The sequence below is a fragment of the Dyadobacter sp. HNCC25DJ186 genome (genome assembly GCF_056895235.1).
Genome location: NZ_JBXHAS010000011.1, coordinates 116,225 through 136,077 on the forward strand (window position 1 = coordinate 116,225; position 19,853 = coordinate 136,077).

Consider the following 19,853-nt stretch of genomic DNA (forward strand, 5'->3'; position numbering starts at 1 on the left):
GCTCACCTTCGTATCGTTGTTTAAAACAGGCAGAAATATTTTGTCTTAATCATTAACCGATTCTAATTTGAAAAATGCGTTATAAATTTTATTTGTGTCTGGCCGTTTTTATTTCTAGTGCTTCTATCGTGTTTGCAGGAACACTAAGAGGGAAACTGACCGAAGCTGCGAGCGGTGAACCTGCGCTTGGCGTTGTGGTGATGCTGGAAGGAACTAGTTACCAGGATGTCTCAGGACTTGATGGAAGTTTCACGATCCGTAATGTCAAAAAGGGAACTTATAAACTAATCGTTCGTCATATTTCATACGCCATTGTTCAGAAAGAAATTACCATTTCTGAGGATGAACTGGTGCAGTTGGATATGGCGCTTGGAGCCGCGGAGAATTTGAAACTTGATGAGGTATCGGTAGTGGGAAAACGCGACGGAAGCACAGATCAGACGGCACGTTCAATGGAGCGGAATGCTGATCAGGTCATGAATATTGTTTCCGGAAAAACGATCCAGATATCGCCGGATTTGACTGTGGCCAATGTGATCCAACGTGTTTCCGGCGTAACGCTGGAACGTAACAGCAATGGCGACGGACAACATGCGATCCTGAGAGGAATGGATAAAAGGTATAATTACACACTTGTTAACGGCGTGAAAATCCCAAGTCCTGATAACAAATACCGTTACGTTCCCCTGGACATTTTTCCATCTGATCTGCTCGACCGCCTCGAAGTTTACAAAGCCTTAACGCCCTCCATGGAAGGTGATGCTGTTGGTGGGGCAATCAATATGGTGATGAAAGATGCTCCTGACAGGTTTACGTTTTCTGCCAACATTTCAAGCGGCTATAATGAGCTTTTTATGCAACGTGATTTCATCAGTTATGATCATAAAAATATCCAGTCAAAATCGCCTTACGAGATAAACGGAACGCAATACAACGCAAAGCCTGGTGACTTTTCGAAAGCGGCTGTTGATTATAATTCAAAAAAGCCAATGCCGAATTTGCTTGGCAGCCTGGCCATCGGAAACCGGTTTTTAAACGGAAAACTGGGTGTTCTTCTGGCTGGCAGTTATCAGAATACGTTCAGAGGAAGTAACAGTTTGTTTTTTGACTCTGAAACAGTGGATACGCTACGCGGCGAAACATTAACCAAAATGAACGTACGCCAGTATTCGGAGCAGCAAAGACGTTATGGTCTCCATTCAAAAATTGATTATAGATTTAATGCAAGACATAAAATTCAGTTTTACAATGCTTATATGAATCTCACCAATATCCAGGTGAGAGATGTGAAATCAACACAGCTTACGATCGGAGGATATGATCCGGTTTTGGGTAATGCGACGTTGGGTTTTTCAACACGGTCGAGGCTGACGCGCCAGCAAATTGTTAACAGTACTTTGCAGGGAAAACATCAGCTTACAGAGAAACTGGGTTTGCAATGGTCGGCCGTCTATTCAAAAGCGACGAATGAAGTGCCCGACAATGTCACGGTGCCGCTTTTAGGAATTCGTAAAAATTTCGTTGATACCAAAACAACTGTTGGTGATGCGTCGAGAAGATGGGAGCACAATTCAGACCGGGATATTTCCGCATATTTGAATTTTACCTACGTGCAGCCCATCGGCAATATGCAGCTGGAATATATGGCGGGCGGTTTGTTCAGGGATAAGGCCCGGACCAATTTCTATAATAATTATCAATTGAGACCAACAGATTTGTTCGCGCAGTTTGGTACCGATTTTACTGAATACTCACAGATTCAATGGACAATCCAGAATCCGAGAGGCGCCGTGGCGACTGCTTTAAATTATGATGCAACCGAGCAGATTAAAGCGGGATATGTTCAGGTTAAGGCAGAGGCAACAAATTTGGAAGTGCTGGGAGGGCTTCGTATAGAGGCTACCGATCAGGGGTACAGCATGCTTTTTCCGATTGGTGAAGACCGCCCTGTTGGAAGTCAGGTTTATACCGATTTTTTGCCAAGTCTTCACTTTAAATATAAAACAGGAGAAAATGTTAATCTGAGAGCCTCGTATTTCAGATCCGTAAACCGACCGGGTTTCTTTGAAATTGTTCCTTACCGCATTGTGCAGGAGGAATATCAGGAACGGGGAAATGCGGATTTGAGAAGAGCTATTGCCGATAATATTGACCTTCGGTATGAAATTTTCCCGAATGTTTCGGACCAGTTTATGATTGGCCTTTTTTACAAACATATCAAAGATCCGATCGAATATACTTTACAGCGCGACGCGGTCCGTGGTCAGGATATCTATTACGCGCCGGGGAATTTTGGAAACGCCAATAACTACGGAATTGAAATTGACTATATCAGGTATTTTAAAATGTTTGGAATAAAGGCGAACTACACCTACACGCATTCGCAGATCACTACGCCAAAATCTCAAAGGATCAGAAACGAAAGCGGTGACCTTGAAACAATCAATGTTGATCAGTCCAGACCGCTCTATGGTCAGTCTGCACATGTTGCAAATCTTTCTTTTCTATATAAAAATGCTAAAAGGGGAATAGATGGCCAATTGGCGGCAGGTTATACGGGTGATCGCATCAATACGGTGTCTCAATTTCTTGATAACGATTTGTGGCAGAAGGGTTTCGTTCAAATGGATGCCTCTATTGAAAAAACATTTTCCAACGGCTTCGGAATATTTGTGAAAGCGAATAACCTGTTGAATACGCCAATGGAAGTTTATATGAAAAATGTGAGCGCAGCAAATCTGAATGTTCCCGAGCAGGGCAGTTCATCAAGGACGCTGATGCGCCGCGATTATTACCAACGATCTTATCTCCTGGGAGTTCGATATAAATTTTAAACAATATTTATCTAAAACAATTATCTTATGTACGCATTTAAAATGAAAAATCTTTTTGCTTATGCCTCCTTGGCAATGTTTGCGCTGGCAGGTTGCGATAGCGATAAGTCCGAACCGGCACCATCGGTAGAAGTTCCGGTAGTTCAGGAGTCAGTTTCGGGTGAAGTTTCCGGTACCTGGACCAAGGGTGGAACCTACAAGATCACAGGGCATATCCAGATCCCGGAAGGGAAATCTTTAACAATAGAGGAAGGCGTTACAGTCCTTTTCAGCGATTCAGTAGTCAAACCGGAAGTGGTAATTAAAGGAAATTTGTACAGTATTGGTACTGCCGAAGCTCCTGTCAAATTTACCGTTCCTGACAGTTGGAAAACAGCAAAAAACCAGTTCGGTAATCTTTGGGGCGGACTTATTGCCGGGCCAAAATCGAGTGAATTTGTTTTAAATAACACAATCCTTGAATACGGCGGCGCGGTGACTACCGAGGAATCTCCGTCTGTGAAAGCCGGACTTTACAAAGCGGAAGCAGGGGAGCATGTTCCGGTTCTCTACTATCCAAATGTTGGCGGAAAGCTTATCGTGACGAACAGCATCATTCGTAATTTCAATGAAGACGGATTTTATATTGAAGGCGGACAGGTCATTATCGCTAACAATTTTTTCTATACGACGGGCGTATCCGGTGGCGATGCGATTAACATTAAATCAGGTGTTCAGGCTGATGTTGCTTTTAACGTAGTATATAGTCCAAACACAAATGCACTAAAATTGTCAAACTCGGGTGACCGTACGCCGCAGGCATACGTGGTTGGATATAACAACACGATCATCAACGCGGGATGGAGAAGACCGACAACAAAAGGTGGCTCAATCTGGCTTGAAAAATCAGTTCGCGCTGACCTTTACAATAACCTTTTGGCAAATGACCGTTTCGGAATTAAGAGAGATAAAGGAGCGCCTGAAGATTCGCGTTCGGTGATCAGCAATACTTTTTATTATGGTAATGACCAGACCACGACGGATCAGTTCCAGCCATCAGATGAAATCGTAAAAGGGGTTAATGATATTGTTTCAGCGAAAGCCTCTGAGAATGATCCGAAATTTGTAAGTTATCCGTTGACGACGGACGTACAAAATGCAACCTTCAACACAAGCTGGGATTTCCATCTGCAAGCAGGCTCTCCTGCGTTGGGCAAAGGGAAAACTGATTTTACACGTCTGTTCGCAAACGGAATTGTTGTAAATGGCGTGACTTATAAATCTCCTGCACCGGCAAATTTCATCGGTGCTTTTGGAACTAAGTAGTTATAAATTTTGATCCATTTAAATGAATTCTGTGAAATTACTGATAAGCTTTCTAAGCGTTCTGAGTATATTTTCCGTGTCTTGCCAGGAGAAAAAGGATGTTGCTGATTCTCCTGCATCAGACTCTGTAAAGATTATTGAACCATTATATATTTCGGATACCGTGGTGCACGATACGGATGATCCGGCGGTATGGATAAATCCAGCGGACCCGTCGCAAAGTTTGATACTGGGAACTGATAAGGATGAAGATGGTGGGTTATACGTTTTTGATTTGAAAGGTAAAATCATCAAAGACAAGGTGATCCGCGGACTCAAAAGACCAAATAATGTAGACATTGAATATGGCCTGATGTTAGGAGGGAAACCTACGGACATAGCCGTTGTCACTGAGCGTTTCACGCATAAACTTCGCATATACTCACTTCCGGATATGAAACCTGTTGACGGAGGAGGAATCGAAGTTTACCAGGGAGAAACTTTGGACGGCGGACGAGATTTGATGGGCATCGCGTTGTACAAAAACAAATCCGGTAAAATGTACGCGATTGCAGGCCGTAAAACGGGTCCGACTGACGGAACGTACCTTTGGCAATATCTTTTGGAAGACGATGGTTCAGGAAAGGTGAAGGCCACTTTGGCGCGCAAGTTCGGAACATATAGCGGGTTGAAAGAAATTGAGTCGATTGTAGTGGACAAAGAGCTTGGTTATATTTATTATTCCGATGAAGGAAAAGGCGTTCATAAATATTACGCCGATCCGGAAAAAGGGAATAAGGAGCTTGCTCTTTTCGCGACAACGGGTTTTACTGAGGATCATGAAGGTCTTTCTATTTATAAACTCACAGATTCAACCGGGTATCTGCTGGTATCTGATCAGGGTGCCAACCAGTTTCAGATATTTAGCAGAGAGGGTGAAAGTGATAACCCTCAAAGCCATGTACTCCTGAAAACGGTCAAAGTGAAAGCATCCCATAGCGATGGCTCCGAAATGGTGTCCGTGCCCTTGAATGATGATTTCAAAAACGGACTTTTTGTAACCATGAGCGATGATAAGACTTTTCACCTATACCGTTGGGAGGATATTGCCGGAACAAGTCTTAAATCGATTGAGAAGAAAAAAAACTAGAACAATAATTAACTTTTTTGGTAAATCAGAAACGGGACTTGCGAAAGTTCCGTTTCTGCCTTTGGTGCAAGATGAGTTCAATTCTTGAAATCAAATGTGGCTGGCGTGATTTTTTAATCTAATTTTAATGTCAACATTTAATACAACACAGCCTTTTGAATTCAAGATATTTTTGCCTGCTTTTTTTGCTATTAGCGCCTCTAAATGCAGCTTTTGCACAGGAGAAACCCGGGTGGATCAAACGGGTAGTTCAGAAAGCCATCTCTGATACGACGTCACCAGGGAAACCCAGTTTCAGGATTTATCCAACGCTTGCCTATTCGCCCGAAACAAGTTTTGAATTCGGGTTTTCGTCGCTGCTGCTTTTTCAGGCAAAGAATGATACGATGAACCGGCTGAGTGAAATCCAGGCGTTTACTTTTATTACACTTGAGGCGCAATACGGTATCTGGCTGGATAACGCGATTTATGGTGACAAGGATAAATGGTTTTTTCTGGGGAGAACCAGATTTCAGCGGTTCCCATTACTATACTACGGTATTGGTCCGGAAACATCAGGCCATGAACCTGCACTGATTGATGCAAATTATCTGCTTTTAAGACAACGTGTCCTGCGTAAAATTATCCCAAACCTTTTCATAGGGCCGGAGATCGATTATCAGCAATTGTATAATACCAGTTTTAACCAGCCAGAGGGCAATCATGAATACGAAGCCCCGCTGGGTAGCGATGGTACAAGAAATATCGGACTTGGTGCCGCTCTTGTGTATGACAACCGCCACAACGTCCTTAATGTCCGGAAAGGGCTTTTTAGTGAACTATCATTTTTACAATATGCTCCAAAACTGGGCAGTGACTATAAATTCTACGGAGTAAACCTGGATGTCCGGTCGTCACACCCGACCAACTCCAGAAACGTGCTGGCGTGGCAGTTGTATGGAAATTTTTTATCAGGAAATGTTCCCTTTAATCAACTTGCACTGATGGGTGGGGAAATGATTATGCGTGGATATTATTCCGGGCGATATCGCGACAAAAATATGCTCGCTTTCCAGACCGAACATCGCTGGCTTCCTTTCAGGTTCAGTAAGCGTTTTGGAGGAACGGTTTTCGCCGCAGCGGCTGTAGTTGCTCCGAAAATAAATGAGTTTAGCTGGAAACATATTCGCCCTTCTGGTGGGGTAGGGCTGCGCTATTTGCTTTTTCCCAAGAAAGATATTTTTCTCCGTATGGACATTGGGTTTACGAAAGAAGGACCTGGAATCTATCTTTTCACAGGCGAGGCATTTTGACAAATATATCTTTTTGTAATGTTAGTCGCCATTTTGGAACAGTATTTTAAACTGGTAATCGTATAAGTTGTGGAAGGATATTTTTCCCGCACAACCACTTCATCACGATTTAAACCAGTTGAAAATGAAAATCCTACTGTACATTGACTTTGACGAAAAAGAGAGAGCAGACTTTAAAAAACAATTACCTGACAAAACTGAGCTTATATACAAATCTGATATCTCAAAATCTGAGCTAGCTGTTGCATTGAAGGAGGTTGAAATCCTGGTCGGAAATCCGCCAGTCGAGTCACTCAATGAACTGCCGGCTTCTCTAAAATTTTGGCAGCTTGAAAATGTTGGTTTTGAGCAATATAAAGATGTTGACTTTAAAGGAAAAGTAGCCAACGTTGGTGATATTTCCGCTGTTCCGGTTGCAGAAACAATTATCAGCGGTGTCTTGGCATTTTACCGAGGCGTTCACAGTATGGTGAGAAACCAGCTTGAAAAGAAATGGGTAGGAGAGGAGGCTGAGCCTGCATTGCATATACTTGGAGAGAAGCAGGTGATAGTTTTGGGTTCCGGAGCAATTTCAGAACATGTAAAAAAGGTTTTGAAAGCATTTGGTTGCAAAGTGCAGACGACGGCAAAGAGCGACCCTGACGCTGACATTCACTCATTTAAAGATCTGTTAAAAGCATTGCCAGAAACGGACCTTGTCATTAACACATTACCCGGAAATCTGGAAGATTATGTTTCCGCCGAATTTTTTGAAGCGATGAAGGAAGGAAGTCTTTATGCATCTGTGGGAAGAGGAAACACGACAGATGAAGAGGAAATGATCAAAGCGCTTAAAAACGGACGCTTACTCGGCGCGGTGCTTGATGTTACCGAAGTTGAACCGTTGCCCAAAAGCAGTAAACTGTGGACAATGAGTAATGTGATTTTAACACAGCATACCGGAGCTGCTCATAACCATCGAAACAGAGATAAGGTCAAGGTTTTTGCCAAAAATATCAAACAATTTCTCGGCGGAAAAAAAATGGAAAATGAAGTGAAACTCACTGACGGATATTGAAAATCTGATCGTTGGGAAAACGACTTTTTATTGCATACAAAATGGCCTGGTTTCCGGGCCGTTTATGTTTAACTGTGACTATTTTTGTAATCCTGTAAATGACATTGTAGTTTAGCTCATTGACGTTTCTTTTTTTGATAATTGAATTAATTTAACATAGCAGGAATGAACTTTAATAGTAATAAAAAACACCCGGGCAGAATATTCAGATCGCTGGCGTTCATAACGATCTTGTTTTTGGTAAACGCTGCTTCGGCAGAGAATTTACGTAATTCTATCACCAAAAATGATACGCTTAGATTATTCCTGATCGGGAATAGTTTTTCGCAGAATGCAACCCGCTATTTACCTCAACTCGCAAAAGAGAGAGACCACCCTTTGAAAATAGGCCGTGCAGAGCTGGGAGGCTGCTCCTTACAGCGACATTGGGAAATTGCAGAAGCGGCAGAGAAAAATCCGCAAGATCCCAAAGGGAAAGCATACGGAGGAAAATCGCTACGGGAATTATTGTCTGTTGGGAAATGGGACGTCGTGACCATTCAGCAAAATTCTATGAATTCCGGTGATGTGAAAACGTATTTGCCCTATGCGAAGAAACTTTTTGACCTGATTAAATCCATCCAGCCTGATGCTAAAATCATGATGCATCAGACATGGGCTTACCGCGTCGATTCCAGGCAGTTCACGCAGACGGCGGATGGGCAATTTGCAGCAAGCGCGAAAGAAATGTGGGAAAATTCAAGGGCTGCTTACCATACCATTGCCAGGGAATTAGGGATAAAAATCATTCCGGTCGGTGATGCTTTCTGGAAAATTAATTCTGATCCTGAAACAGCTTTCAAACCCGATACAACATTTAAATTTGACCTGGCAAAATTCCCTGAACTCCCAGATCAGACAAACTCGCTGCATGCAGGTTATCGTTGGGATAAAAGTGGAAAGATAGCATTCGATTCAAATCATGCCAATGAGGCCGGATGTTTTCTGGGAGGACTGGTTTGGTATGGAGTTCTATTTAATGAGACACCTGTCAAATTAAGATTTCTTCCTGAAAATGTCGACGCAGGTTTTGCCGAAAATTTAAGACAGACAGCAGCAGATCTGACGACCAAAATTAAAAGGTGATCGATCGGTATTTAAAACAAACCGGCCACGCAATAATTTGCGCGGCCGGTTTTGTTTTAAATATATAATGCTGAATCTATTAATTCGATCCGTTTTTCTTTTTCTTCGAGCGGTCAACCAAAGCACCTGTTCCCGCACCTACGCCAGCACCAATTAAGGTCCCCACAATTGCGCCTTCAGCGCGTTTCTTGTTTACAAGAGCACCAGTAACTGCGCCTGTACCGGCACCAACAACGGCACCCTTAGCGGTATGGCTCCAACCTTTTTTCTTTTGCGCTACAACCGGAGCAACGTTGTTATTTGCTACACTCTGCTTGTCATTTTCCTCATTTTGCGCTTTCAGTTTTTCTTCACGATCCGCCATCACTGCGTTCATGGAGTCTACCACCGCTTTTTTAGCCAAAACATTTTGCATAGAATCAATGGTGGCTTGTTTAGCTCTCAGCGCCTCAGACTCTGATTTTGAGCCACTATCACAAGCAAATAGAAAGCAAACTGCACTGAAAATTAAGACGATCGATTTCATAATATAGATTTTAGGTTTCTCAATATTCTATATTAAGTCCTAAAATCATGCCAGCCTGATAAGATATAGAGATGAATAGTCGCGGAAAAAAACTATTTACAACGTTGCGTCGATGATGATTATGCATCGACAAGATTTTGAAGGTCAATTTTTTTCATTCCCATGAGAGCCTGCATCACGCGCTGTCCCTTCACAGGATCTGACATTAATTTTGAAATGTTTGACGGAATAATCTGCCAGGAAAAACCGAACTTATCTTTCAGCCATCCGCACATGCTTTCCTGGCCGCCGTCTGCTGTCAGTTTTTCCCAGTAGTAGTCGATCTCTTCCTGATCTTCACAATTCACAACGAAAGATACCGCCTCGCTAAATTTAAAGTACGGTCCACCGTTCAAACCCATGACCCGGTTCCCATTTAATTCAAAAGTCACCACCATGGGTGTATCGTCTAAAATTCTGGAATTTTTAAAAACGGTGCAGTAGAATTCGGCTGCTGATTTTGCATTGCCATCGTACCACAAACAAGGATAAATCTGGTTGTCCATTCTTGATAATTGTTAAGTTCAAGTCAATTATTTATTCACAATTTTAGAGAACTATTATGGAATCAACAGGGTGTTAACACGACATTTCGGAGGGCAATCAGGACGAAATCCATATTTTTAAAGGTACTAAAGCGGATGGCAACAGAGATTTTTCTGTTTTTTATCTTTCAGGTTTTTTTCGGCATGGAACCTGACACTTTCTCATGGCACATCGTCCGTTTTTGGTTATTTTCCAGCCCGTAGCGGATAATGTGCCTGGTCTTAAAAAAAACCTGGTTTAGCCAAGCCAAAGTTTATTTTTTAAAAATCGGAAGTTGTTTTAACTTATTTATGCGACTTTACCTTAACCGACGATCTTTGATATTATTTGGTATGATTGCAAGATCACTCGTGTTTGTTTTGGTCAGGTGCCGGATGGAGAGTCCGCAGGGCATTGAAGACAGCCTGGTGCGTAATCGTTGCGTGATCCTCGTGCGGAAGGTAATCGAAATAGACTCTAACGTTTGGACTTTTACTTTTCCTTAATTTTTCAAACAGTAAGTTTGCGTCGACCTCCATGACGTGTGGAGTGTGACTTGGAGCGAGCCCTTCCTTGCCAACAGCGATGTAGATATCTGTTTTAAATTTGAAATTTTCCTGCAGCACGACTGAACTCTGACTCAAAAGTGAGCCATTATCCCACCATAGACTTGGACTGATGATAATGTACTTGTTGAACAAAGCTGGCTTTTTTAGCAAAATTTCGGAAGCAAGCAATCCTCCAAAGGACTGTCCGATTAAAGTCCGGGAGGCAGTTGTCTTAAACTTTGTTTCAACAAAAGGAATTACTTCCTGTTCTAAAAATGCAATAAATTGTGCTGATTGACCAGTCGTGGGGAACCTCTTCTTATCGGAGCTTACCGTCGTAGGAAATGTGAAATCTCGTTTTCGGTCCACATTTGCTATGCCGATTATGATAGATTTTGGAACGCGATTGATCCATGCAAAATTATTAAATTGATAGAGCCCGGTGATGTGAATAAAATCTTCATCTGCGGAGCCGTCGAGTAAATAAACGACCGGATACTTAGTTGTGTCGCTTTTATTATAACCGTCAGGAAGATAAATGTTCAGGATTCGTTTTTCGGATAGTACGCTGGATTGAATCTCTTCAATGGTGCCAAGCACAAAAGGCTTTCCACTGTTCTGGGCATAAGATAAAGATGATAGAAAAATAAGAAACAAAATAGGTGCTAAAATCTTCATCGCGTAGTTTTAAGATATATCAGGCTCAAAAATATAAAGATTTTGGCAACTGAAATCTTTCTGGGATTTTCATTTGCCAGACTTCATGGCCCTTACTACTTTTAGCTCTTTGTCTACGGCGAATTTTTTATATTCGGCTGTTCCATATCCATACAAGGCAATTTTACCTTCTTTATCATGATGAACTCCCCAGCCATATCTTTTGGTTAGTGGTGAAGCGCGGAGGCATGCTTGCCCTTTAGAAAAGAATTCTTTCCTGGACTCTTCGAGTTCGCCGTCGGTTAGATCGTTGCGTTCTGCGTAAACTTTAAACAAAACATCGTCGGAAGTAAACTCGTATGGATGTTTGCTAATCATATCAAACTGGATATTGGCAACCGTTTTTTTATCTGTCTTTAAGGGAGGAACTTCACCATCAATTGCCGGTGAATCTTCTGCCACTTCGATGAAGGTGTTTTGATAATTTGTGGTGTGTTGTTTCATGACATTGCGTTGAAATGAAGATGGTTCCAATAAACGAAATTAACGTTTAAAATCTGGAATTTTATCGGGAACGGGCAGATTCGGTTTGACAGAACATCAAGAATAATTGTATTTGGTTTTTTTTGCAATGTTTGTCTTATAATTCTTCTAAAGTTTGAAAATGACTGTTATCCGATAGCCTTCGGAAAAATTCTTAATTTCGATCTAGAATTTCCAGAATGGCCCTGTCTTCAATTACATTAGCCTCGCGATCGTGGTTATGGAAATCTTCCATTTTTCTGGTTCTTTTGGAAGTGTCTGCCAGTCCTCTTTCTACCTTATCCTGATATTCTTCCAGCGATCGGCAGTAATAATGATTGATCTGTATTTTATCTACACTCGTGTCCGAATATGAACTGGTTATCTGTTTAAATTGCTCATTGACTGCGATATAACCTTTCTTGTAACTAAACAAATGAGCTCCGATCGAACGCTTCACAAACTTTGGCTGGACGATTAATTTAACATGCATATTGATAGGAAAGCTTGCTTCCGATCTCTTCAAAAAGCTTCGTAATTGCGACCGCAACGTTCTTTTAATATACCCGCTGGACCCAAAAACAAGCCAGTTTATACCAAGACCGCCTGCGTTTTCAAAATCCTTCAAAAATACTGGTAAGTCGCCGGAGGTACTTTTAGGTACGATAAATTCATCAGCGTCAATAAATCCAATCCATTGAGAAAAAGCACCCTGTCTTTTTAGACAATCATTGTAGGCTGTTACCTGCCTTGCTTTTCCATAGATTTTAATCACCGTTGCATAGTTTTCTAAATCCAGTAACTTCAACGTTTCCGAAACAGCGATCTTGCTGTCATTATCGTAAATATAAAAATGCTCAATTCCGATTTTTATATGGTAAGTCATCCATTCTTTCAGATACTCATTTTCGTCTTTGACAATGCAGCAGATTGTTAGATAATAAGACTTCTTCTTTTTCCCACCTGTAAACCGTCCTATTAAATCCTGAATCTTAAAACCACCGATAATCATAATTTTTTAGAAATCTGTTTGCTTTCAGTAAAATAAAAAATAGCCCGACATTCCTGATGATATCAGCCTAATCCCAGATTTTTTTATCCTTTTGCTACAAAATTTTTCGCCTTTCTTCGGATAGAAGAAAGGCGAAAAAATAAATCAAAAATAAGATATTTTATTTGATACCTTTTCCTGTTGCAGCCCAATAAATACCTCCGTAAAGATGGTCTAGAAACGATTGGTCAGAATAAACTAACCCAATGTGACCCATACCGGTGTAGAATGCACGGCCACCGTCGTATTTGTGATACCATGACATCGGGTGAACGTCTCCCATGCCTTTTCCTTCATTGTCGCCCCATTTGGTTTTAGCATCATACGTTTTTTCATCCAGATTGATCAGGAATTTCAGATCGTTCGATTTGTATGGTTTTTGATATTCGTACCATTCGTCTGTCCACAACATTCTTTTTGGGAAACGTTCAAGGCCCGGAAAATTGCTATCCACTACGTCAAGATAAGCAGTTTGCTGTGCCGGGTGAATTTTGAACATCATGCCAACCATCTTCGTATACCACGGCCATTCGTATTCAGTATCGGCAGCAGAATGGATACCCACCCATCCTTTGCCCGACTGGATGTATTTTTCAAAAGCAGCCTGCTGCTCATCGTTAAGAACATCGCCCGTTGTGTTTAAGAAAATTACCGCGGCGTAATTGTTTAACTGTTTCTCGTTAAATACAGACGCGTTTTCCTGCCAATCGACAGTGAAATTATTTCTTGCAGCCAACTTTCTGATGCCGTCAACGCCTTCATGAATTGACTCGTGGTGAAATCCTGCTGTTTTTGAGAAAAGTAAAACCTTGAACTGCTGGGCATTAGCGCACGCCGCAGTCGCCATGACAAAAAGTAGGGCCAGTGATTTTTTTAACATTTTTATTTGAAATTAAATTTTAACTGAATTTTAGAGAGCTGAATTTAATAAACTCAAATTATCCTGCAAGCTTTCAGATAATATAAGGATAATGTTGGCCAAAATATACTTAGGTAATTATATCTAAATAATCATTTTCCCATCACCAATCGGGTTTGGGCACCACCTCCATCAGAATCCAGTAATTGTATTTTTAAATTTGATTCCTTCATGAGATTTCTGTCAACCCCCAGCGTTACTGTATGAATACCCTGAGAAAGCTCGGCAGATAAATTGTTTTGCAAAAGTTTTACTGGTTTTCCGTCTACCCAGGCTTGTATGCCCGTTGTGGTATTATGAGACAGATTCACCAGGCCTTTTGTAACAACTTCAACCTCAAAACGGATAAAACTCAGTCGTTTTGAACCGGCGACCTCAATAACCGGAATTTCATTGAGAGGCAAGTCGCCTGCTACCTTGCTGTAAATTGGATCGAAAACAACTTTCGAGTTTTCCTTTGCAACATAGTTAACTCCCTCTGCAGCCAGTTTTTTCACAAGTTCCTTATTTGAAACGGCGCTGCTCCATCGGCGAACGAACCGGGTTGTTGGAACACGGTAATTACCAGATTCTCCTAATTTTGAAAGAAAGCCAATTAAATTGATAAATTCCTGCTGATCCAGGCCTGCTGTAAGTCCCGGAGGCATCAAGGAGCCAGGCACCTTTTCCATTAATTCGACCTGGCTTTTTGGAATGGATACTTCTTTTCCTGTCACGTCCCGGATCACAATATCTGAGGCACCGTCGCTGGCAAGATAGCCAAGCATTTCAGTACCATCTTTTTTCAGAACCCGTTTTAAATCGTAACCTTCCTTGATCGATAAATTGGGGTAAAGCACAGAACGGATAATGGTTTCCACGGGTGAGCTGGTACCGAGGCTGCTTAAATCGGGACCGATACGTCCGCCTGCACCACCGATCGCGTGACAGGAAGTGCAGTTGACTTCCGCTTTTCTGAAAATCAGTTCTCCTTTTTCCGGATCCGCTTTTTCAGTGATCACTTTTGCCAGGCCAGCAATTTCGTTGTCATTAAGTTCCTGAGCCATTTTTGCTGCGGGCATCGCTCCGCCGGATTCTTCGAGGGCAGCTTTGAGCGCAAGTACATCGGTCTGCCTTTGTCGGGTCCACATCACACGCGTCTGAACCAGTTGTCTGCCTTTTTTAGCAATCGATTCAGGAATTTTCTTCGTATTAATTGCGGCAGTCAACGCTTCTGTGCCGGCTTTGTTTGCAATCAACGCAATGAAAATATCTGACATATCCGTATCAGCGGGAAGTGACCGCATAAGCTCTGTTCCTATACGTGCAGCTTCCTCAGGGTTGAAATCAGCCAACTGTGCTGCGCCAATGATCCTCACCTCAGGCGCATTTTTAGCCCCGGCCATATCTGTCGCCTGTTTTAGCGCCTTTGTTTTGTCGATAGCAGCTAAGGAAGACAGCGCTGTTTTTTTTGTCAGATTATTTCCTGTTTTAATAAGACTTGTAAGACGATCGCTAAGCTGTTCAAGCTTCCATAATCCGATCAGGCGAATGGCGGACTGGCTAACTGTTTCATCTTCCTTTTCAATCAAATTTGCAATTCGCTCCGGATGGTTATCGGGTTTTAACTTTCTTGAACGAGCCGCTTCTTCTAATGCATTCAGCTGTAAAATCAACGTTTTATCTTTATTCTGCAACGCAAAATCCAGCAGCATATTCAAGTCGGCAATCGTGCCTGATTTCGCAATAGCATTGACGACATCCTTTTGATACTCGGAAGGAACTTGTCCTTTCTGATATATTTTTAGTAAAAGCGACACCGCTTCCGGCGAACTAACTGATTTCAAGGCAAAAACAGACTTTTTAGCATCTTGAAAGAAATCAGGTTCGGCTTTTAACCTGGCCATCCATAATGGTTGAAGTTCGCGTACCGTCTGCCAAAGCGCAAAATCAAGAAACTCGTCCATAGGTTTGTCGAGTGCTTTCAGGGCTGTACGTGAGGCCTCGGCAGTTTTTATTTTCCTCAGTGCAATGACCGCTTCCAGACGAACCTGCGCATGTTCATCGTTGACCATTTTTTCGAGAATGGCTGGCACATTGGCGATTTTTGCATGCCACGCTTGCAGCGTGCGCAGTGCAGACGAACGGGCATTGTGACTTTCTGCATTTAACAGGCTTGTAAGCAGCGGTTCATTTACAGTTTCCAGTGCCTGAAAAACCCATAATGCTTCCAATAAAGTATGCTCATAATTTGCATCTTTTTTGTCCAGGCCAGCAACCCATTTTTGCAAAACAGGAATAACTTCTTTCGCTCCACGTTCTTTCAAAACCTGTTTTGCATTAGAACGCACCAAATTTTCAGGTGCTTTCAACGCCTCCAAAAGGACCGGGATCGAGGCATTATTTAGTTTCTGAACCTTTGCCAACGGACGATTTTTTGCAGTAACACGCCAGATGCGCCCGTGTTCCTGATCGCGCCTCGGATCAAAAAAGTCCACTTCTCCGTGTTGAATGATCGGGTTGTACCAGTCGGCAACGTAAATGGCACCGTCCGGGCCTACATTAATATCTACCGGCCGGAAAGCAACGTTATCTGTCCACATCAAATCTTCCGTTTGTTTGGAAGCATATCCGCTTCCCTGTTCTTCAAGTTTGAAGCTATTGATCCGGTTCGCCCGGAAATCGTTTGTGATCATCCTTCCCTGCCAGGCCTCGGGTAAATGACTCCCTGAAATTACATCCAGTCCGCTATGTTTCGGCTGTCCGGGATTCAGGCCGCGAATAATACGTTCTGCACCTTGTGTTGCAGCAAAAGCAGCACCTGGAAAAGCATAATTAATTCCTTCACCACCTGCTCCGTCGGTTAAGAATGACTGTCCCCAACGATCAAATTGCAAACCCCAGAAATTAATTCCGCCCCGGGCATACACGTCCAGTTCCAGCGTTTTAGGATTCAGCTGCCAGACGCCTCCGGCTTCCAGACGTTTTACGCCAAAAGGTGTTTCAATATGACTGAAAATGTATATGGATTGGTTGAAATACATTTTTCCTTCTGGCCCCCAGCGAAAAGTATGGATTAAATGATGTGCATCACCGGTTCCAAAACCATGTAAAACTCTGCGTTTTTTATCTGCTTTTCCATCACCATCCGTATCTGAAAAATGTAGTATCTCAGTGGAATTGGCGACATAAACGCCACCATCACCCGGTAGAATTCCGGTAGGTGTAAGCAGACCCTCCGCGAAAATCGTCGTTTTGTCTGCTTTTCCGTCGCCATCTGTATCTTCAATGACAAAAATCTTGTCGTTGGCTTCTTCGCCTGTTTTTAAATGCGGATAAGCAGTACTGCTCACCACCCACAAACGCCCGTCAGCATCCCAGTTCATCTGGATAGGCTTGGCCACAAGTGGCTCCGCTGCCCAGAGTGTCACTTCGAAACCATCGGCAACATGAAAAGATGCGAGCTCTTTCTGAACGTCCGGATCGGGATCTTCTTTCACCGTAGCCTGGTGAACGGAAGAAGTTGTAAGAAGAACCATCGGAATAATGATGGTTCCATACAATGTTTTAGTAAATTTAAATGGCCTCATATGTTTTCTGTTGACCAGGCGTCTGAGCGTCTCGATGATTTGTAATGAAAAATAACTAGGTCCCGATGGATGGAACGGGTATAAATAAGAATTACTTTAAAGCAGCTATTTGGTAGATATGCGATTTTGGCATACGTTCCATGGCAATCTGGCTTTCCAGAAATTTGATCAGGATACTCTGATCGTCCAGATCCTTCACATGTTTACCCTGCTCGTAAGCCCTGAATCCAATGATATATGTTTCGTTTATTGGGCGATACTGGAAAAAGAACAGGTCATTTTTTTTCAGGATCATGTCTTTTACAAGATTTGCCTGATTGAATGCGGCACCGTTCTTTATTTCAATTCCCGTTTCCCAGTCTTTTGCAGAAGCAGTGATCAGATCGAAGCCATCTTCTTTCAGTGTATAAAATCCTTTTTTCAGACCCGTAATTTTAAAGATCTGAGGGGTGCTGTTCACCTCTTCGCCTGACTTCGGCGCGGGTAGTGGAAGATACTTTTGGTTAATCGTAAATCGCAAAGTCGATAGGTCATTTGTTTCTTTTAATTTTTTTACGTTCGCAGAAGTCTCGATCGACTGTTTAGAAACATTGATCGTAACAGACTGTGTATCTGATTTTAAACCTAAACCATTTTCCAGAATTTCGGCCAAATAATAATATCCGGCTTCGTTAAGGTGTACACCGTTTTCAGTGATCACGGATTTCTTGCTGACCTGCGAAATTGGATTGTACAGATCAATAAACTTTTTTCCGCGCTGCGAAGCAATTTTTTCAATTTCAGAAGAATAAAGCCGGATGTCAGCATTCCGTTTATCTGCGCCGATTACAGAATCCGCAGACATAACCGGAATGGGAGAAAGCAGGATTGTCCTGGCACCCAATGAATCGATCTTATTGAGAAGATTGTTCAGCCCCTCTTTAAAATGCGGAAGTCCGGCCTGGCCTTCCTGGGCTTCTACGCCACCATAAGCAAGAAAAACGACAGAAGGCTGTGTTTTGACTATATTTTGAATTAAATGCTGATATGCCGTTGGCGGATTGGTAAAGGTACTTCTGGCATCGCCGAAAACATTATCACCGGTCCATCCGAGGTTTCTGAAAGTGACAAACTTATCGGCAAACTTTGTGGTAAGCGCAAATTCGAGGTATCCAAATTCGAAATCGTTTTCAAAAACCGAATTCCCAAGAAAAACGACACGGTCGCCGTCTCTCAGGTCAAAATTGTCAACTGATTTTTCCGAGCCTGGTGAGGTTTTGTTCTGAGCCATCGACGGTCCGACCAGCAGTGAAAATAATAATAACAGCCAATATGCGGAAATGGTCGGAACGCTTACAATTCTCATGTAGGGAAATTTTAATGTCAATGTTTATCGAAAGTAAGGAAACTAAATTATATACGTAAAGACAAAAGTCAGTGAGATTATCATTCCTACTGTGGATGATCGACTAGTTTACAAAAATTCTAATACCGGTCTTGGATCGCCTGTGATTGAAGATTGACAAGTAATATTTAATAATTCAATAACATTTACGAACAATCCTGTTCACAGCCCGATCGTAATTTCGTGGACCACATAAAAATAGAAAGATGCTTTCCTATTTTACGAGAAACAGGTATAACAGGCTTACCACCGGTGCTTTGGTTATTTTAGTTTTCTTTTGGACAAGTACAGAACCGTCAAACGGCTCCTCAGCGGTTTCTTCCCTGAAAAATACAGAGCTGAAAATTGCAGACGCAGGTGAATTTTCTGTAATCACGTATAATGTGGCAGGGTTGCCGGGAATTATTTCAAGTGCCGTAACCGAGCGTTCTTCAAGCATCATGGAAATAGGCCGGATCTTAAACCGCTTTGATATAGCCCATGTGCAGGAAGATTTTAATTATAATAAATATCTTTATCAGCGAGGAAATTTGCATCCTTATCGCACCACACCAAAAGGCAAGGTTCCTTTCGGTGACGGTTTGAATACACTTTCCAAATATCCTGTTCATGAAGTTAGTCGGATCAAGTGGAAGGATTGCACCGGAGCTGACTGTTTTACGCCAAAGGGTTTTTCATACAGCAGTATTGAAGTGGCGAAAAATGTTTTTATTGATTTTTATAATGTCCATGCGAACGCCAATAATCACTTTGCAGCTGCCGAGGCGCGTAGAAAGAATATCCTGCAATTATCAGCATATATCAAAAAACATTCTTCTGAAAATGCCGTCATTGTGATGGGAGATCTAAATGCACACTACAGTTATTTCTATGACAATGTTGGAATATTGAACACAGAGAATAATCTTGAAGATGTCTGGTTATCACATAAGAGTGACGGGAAATTTCCTGAGATGTCCAGGCAGTTTCCGGATGATAATATCTTATCGGTCACTGATTCCTGTGAGACCATTGATAAAATTCTTTTCCGAAGCAGTAAAGAGCTGACGCTTCAAATCCAGGATTATCATCTTGAAAATCTATTATTTACAACCAAAACAGGTCTGCCACTTTCAGATCATCATCCGGTCAGTGCCAGATTTCAATGGAGTCTTGTGAAACAGGGTGATGAGAAAAATGACAGCATCCTGGCAATGAAGAAAAATGGTCTTTTACCTGTTTTATCGGGTTTCTGAAACGCAGTGATAATCTGGCACGCGGTTCGTCGGGCCTGAATTTTCACCCCTGGAAAAATAAAATTTGATATCATGTCAATGAACCGAAGTAAAAGTTTCGTCGTACTGAAATAGCCTGGTTTGAGTAATTTTAAGC

At 42.1% G+C, this 19,853-nt stretch carries 15 protein-coding genes; 7 read left to right on the plus strand and 8 right to left on the minus strand.

The features are described 5' to 3' along the window. Positions 1-74 precede the first annotated feature (74 nt). The 6 genes from AC1XUO_RS24755 to AC1XUO_RS24780 all read left to right on the plus strand — a co-directional run bounded on the left by AC1XUO_RS24755 (position 75) and on the right by AC1XUO_RS24780 (position 8,742). Positions 75-2,834, plus strand: coding sequence for a TonB-dependent receptor (locus AC1XUO_RS24755; protein ID WP_483332522.1), 2,760 nt, complete (start codon positions 75-77; stop codon positions 2,832-2,834). Between the two features lie 27 nt (positions 2,835-2,861). Then, positions 2,862-4,139 (plus strand): right-handed parallel beta-helix repeat-containing protein, encoded by a 1,278-nt coding sequence (locus AC1XUO_RS24760; RefSeq protein ID WP_483332523.1) that lies wholly within the window; start codon positions 2,862-2,864, stop codon positions 4,137-4,139. 22 nt (positions 4,140-4,161) lie between these two features. Next, positions 4,162-5,268, plus strand: coding sequence for a phytase (locus AC1XUO_RS24765; RefSeq protein ID WP_483332524.1), 1,107 nt, complete (start codon positions 4,162-4,164; stop codon positions 5,266-5,268). Between the two features lie 155 nt (positions 5,269-5,423). After that, on the plus strand, positions 5,424-6,560 hold the full coding sequence (locus tag AC1XUO_RS24770; RefSeq protein WP_483332525.1) for a BamA/TamA family outer membrane protein: 1,137 nt from the start codon (positions 5,424-5,426) through the stop codon (positions 6,558-6,560). A 124-nt stretch (positions 6,561-6,684) separates the two neighbouring features. Then, complete coding sequence (locus tag AC1XUO_RS24775) at positions 6,685-7,617, plus strand: D-2-hydroxyacid dehydrogenase (RefSeq protein WP_483332526.1); 933 nt, start codon at positions 6,685-6,687, stop codon at positions 7,615-7,617. A gap of 165 nt (positions 7,618-7,782) precedes the next feature. Next, complete coding sequence (locus AC1XUO_RS24780) at positions 7,783-8,742, plus strand: DUF4886 domain-containing protein (RefSeq protein ID WP_483332527.1); 960 nt, start codon at positions 7,783-7,785, stop codon at positions 8,740-8,742. A gap of 79 nt (positions 8,743-8,821) precedes the next feature. Here the strand turns inward: AC1XUO_RS24780 and AC1XUO_RS24785 are convergent, their stop codons facing one another. From AC1XUO_RS24785 to AC1XUO_RS24820, 8 genes are all read right to left on the minus strand, one after another. Beyond that, entirely contained in the window at positions 8,822-9,268 is a 447-nt protein-coding gene (locus AC1XUO_RS24785) for a glycine zipper domain-containing protein (RefSeq protein ID WP_483332528.1), read from the minus strand. Between the two features lie 119 nt (positions 9,269-9,387). Further along, entirely contained in the window at positions 9,388-9,813 is a 426-nt protein-coding gene (locus AC1XUO_RS24790) for a VOC family protein (RefSeq protein ID WP_483332529.1), read from the minus strand. A gap of 384 nt (positions 9,814-10,197) precedes the next feature. After that, entirely contained in the window at positions 10,198-11,058 is an 861-nt protein-coding gene (locus tag AC1XUO_RS24795) for an alpha/beta hydrolase (protein WP_483332530.1), read from the minus strand. Between the two features lie 69 nt (positions 11,059-11,127). After that, positions 11,128-11,541, minus strand: a complete 414-nt coding sequence (locus AC1XUO_RS24800) for a DUF6157 family protein (protein ID WP_483332531.1) — start codon at positions 11,539-11,541, stop codon at positions 11,128-11,130. Between the two features lie 193 nt (positions 11,542-11,734). Further along, positions 11,735-12,571 carry a glycosyltransferase family 92 protein gene (locus tag AC1XUO_RS24805; protein WP_483332532.1) on the minus strand — a complete coding sequence of 279 codons (837 nt, stop codon included), beginning with the start codon at positions 12,569-12,571 and terminating at the stop codon, positions 11,735-11,737. Positions 12,572-12,731: 160 nt separating this feature from the next. Then, positions 12,732-13,490, minus strand: a complete 759-nt coding sequence (locus AC1XUO_RS24810) for a ThuA domain-containing protein (protein WP_483332533.1) — start codon at positions 13,488-13,490, stop codon at positions 12,732-12,734. A gap of 131 nt (positions 13,491-13,621) precedes the next feature. Continuing rightward, positions 13,622-17,098, minus strand: a complete 3,477-nt coding sequence (locus AC1XUO_RS24815; protein WP_483332534.1) for a PVC-type heme-binding CxxCH protein — start codon at positions 17,096-17,098, stop codon at positions 13,622-13,624. Between the two features lie 91 nt (positions 17,099-17,189). Beyond that, on the minus strand, positions 17,190-18,443 hold the full coding sequence (locus tag AC1XUO_RS24820) for a GDSL-type esterase/lipase family protein (RefSeq protein WP_483332535.1): 1,254 nt from the start codon (positions 18,441-18,443) through the stop codon (positions 17,190-17,192). Positions 18,444-18,688: 245 nt separating this feature from the next. Between AC1XUO_RS24820 and AC1XUO_RS24825 the strand changes: the two genes are divergently transcribed. Beyond that, a complete protein-coding gene (locus AC1XUO_RS24825; protein ID WP_483332536.1) occupies positions 18,689-19,717 on the plus strand; it encodes an exonuclease/endonuclease/phosphatase family protein in 1,029 nt (342 codons plus the stop codon). Positions 19,718-19,853: the final 136 nt, after the last annotated feature.

Bases quoted from the DNA above. Each gene is read 5' to 3' on its own strand.
- AC1XUO_RS24755 (WP_483332522.1), top strand. From the start codon at position 75: ATGCGTTATAAATTTTATTTGTGTCTGGCCGTTTTTATTTCTAGTGCT.
- AC1XUO_RS24760 (WP_483332523.1), top strand. From the start codon at position 2,862: ATGTACGCATTTAAAATGAAAAATCTTTTTGCTTATGCCTCCTTGGCA.
- AC1XUO_RS24765 (WP_483332524.1), top strand. From the start codon at position 4,162: ATGAATTCTGTGAAATTACTGATAAGCTTTCTAAGCGTTCTGAGTATA.
- AC1XUO_RS24775 (WP_483332526.1), top strand. From the start codon at position 6,685: ATGAAAATCCTACTGTACATTGACTTTGACGAAAAAGAGAGAGCAGAC.
- AC1XUO_RS24780 (WP_483332527.1), top strand. From the start codon at position 7,783: ATGAACTTTAATAGTAATAAAAAACACCCGGGCAGAATATTCAGATCG.
- AC1XUO_RS24785 (WP_483332528.1), bottom strand. From the start codon at position 9,268: ATGAAATCGATCGTCTTAATTTTCAGTGCAGTTTGCTTTCTATTTGCT.
- AC1XUO_RS24790 (WP_483332529.1), bottom strand. From the start codon at position 9,813: ATGGACAACCAGATTTATCCTTGTTTGTGGTACGATGGCAATGCAAAA.
- AC1XUO_RS24795 (WP_483332530.1), bottom strand. From the start codon at position 11,058: ATGAAGATTTTAGCACCTATTTTGTTTCTTATTTTTCTATCATCTTTA.
- AC1XUO_RS24800 (WP_483332531.1), bottom strand. From the start codon at position 11,541: ATGAAACAACACACCACAAATTATCAAAACACCTTCATCGAAGTGGCA.
- AC1XUO_RS24805 (WP_483332532.1), bottom strand. From the start codon at position 12,571: ATGATTATCGGTGGTTTTAAGATTCAGGATTTAATAGGACGGTTTACA.
- AC1XUO_RS24810 (WP_483332533.1), bottom strand. From the start codon at position 13,490: ATGTTAAAAAAATCACTGGCCCTACTTTTTGTCATGGCGACTGCGGCG.
- AC1XUO_RS24815 (WP_483332534.1), bottom strand. From the start codon at position 17,098: ATGAGGCCATTTAAATTTACTAAAACATTGTATGGAACCATCATTATT.
- AC1XUO_RS24820 (WP_483332535.1), bottom strand. From the start codon at position 18,443: ATGAGAATTGTAAGCGTTCCGACCATTTCCGCATATTGGCTGTTATTA.
- AC1XUO_RS24825 (WP_483332536.1), top strand. From the start codon at position 18,689: ATGCTTTCCTATTTTACGAGAAACAGGTATAACAGGCTTACCACCGGT.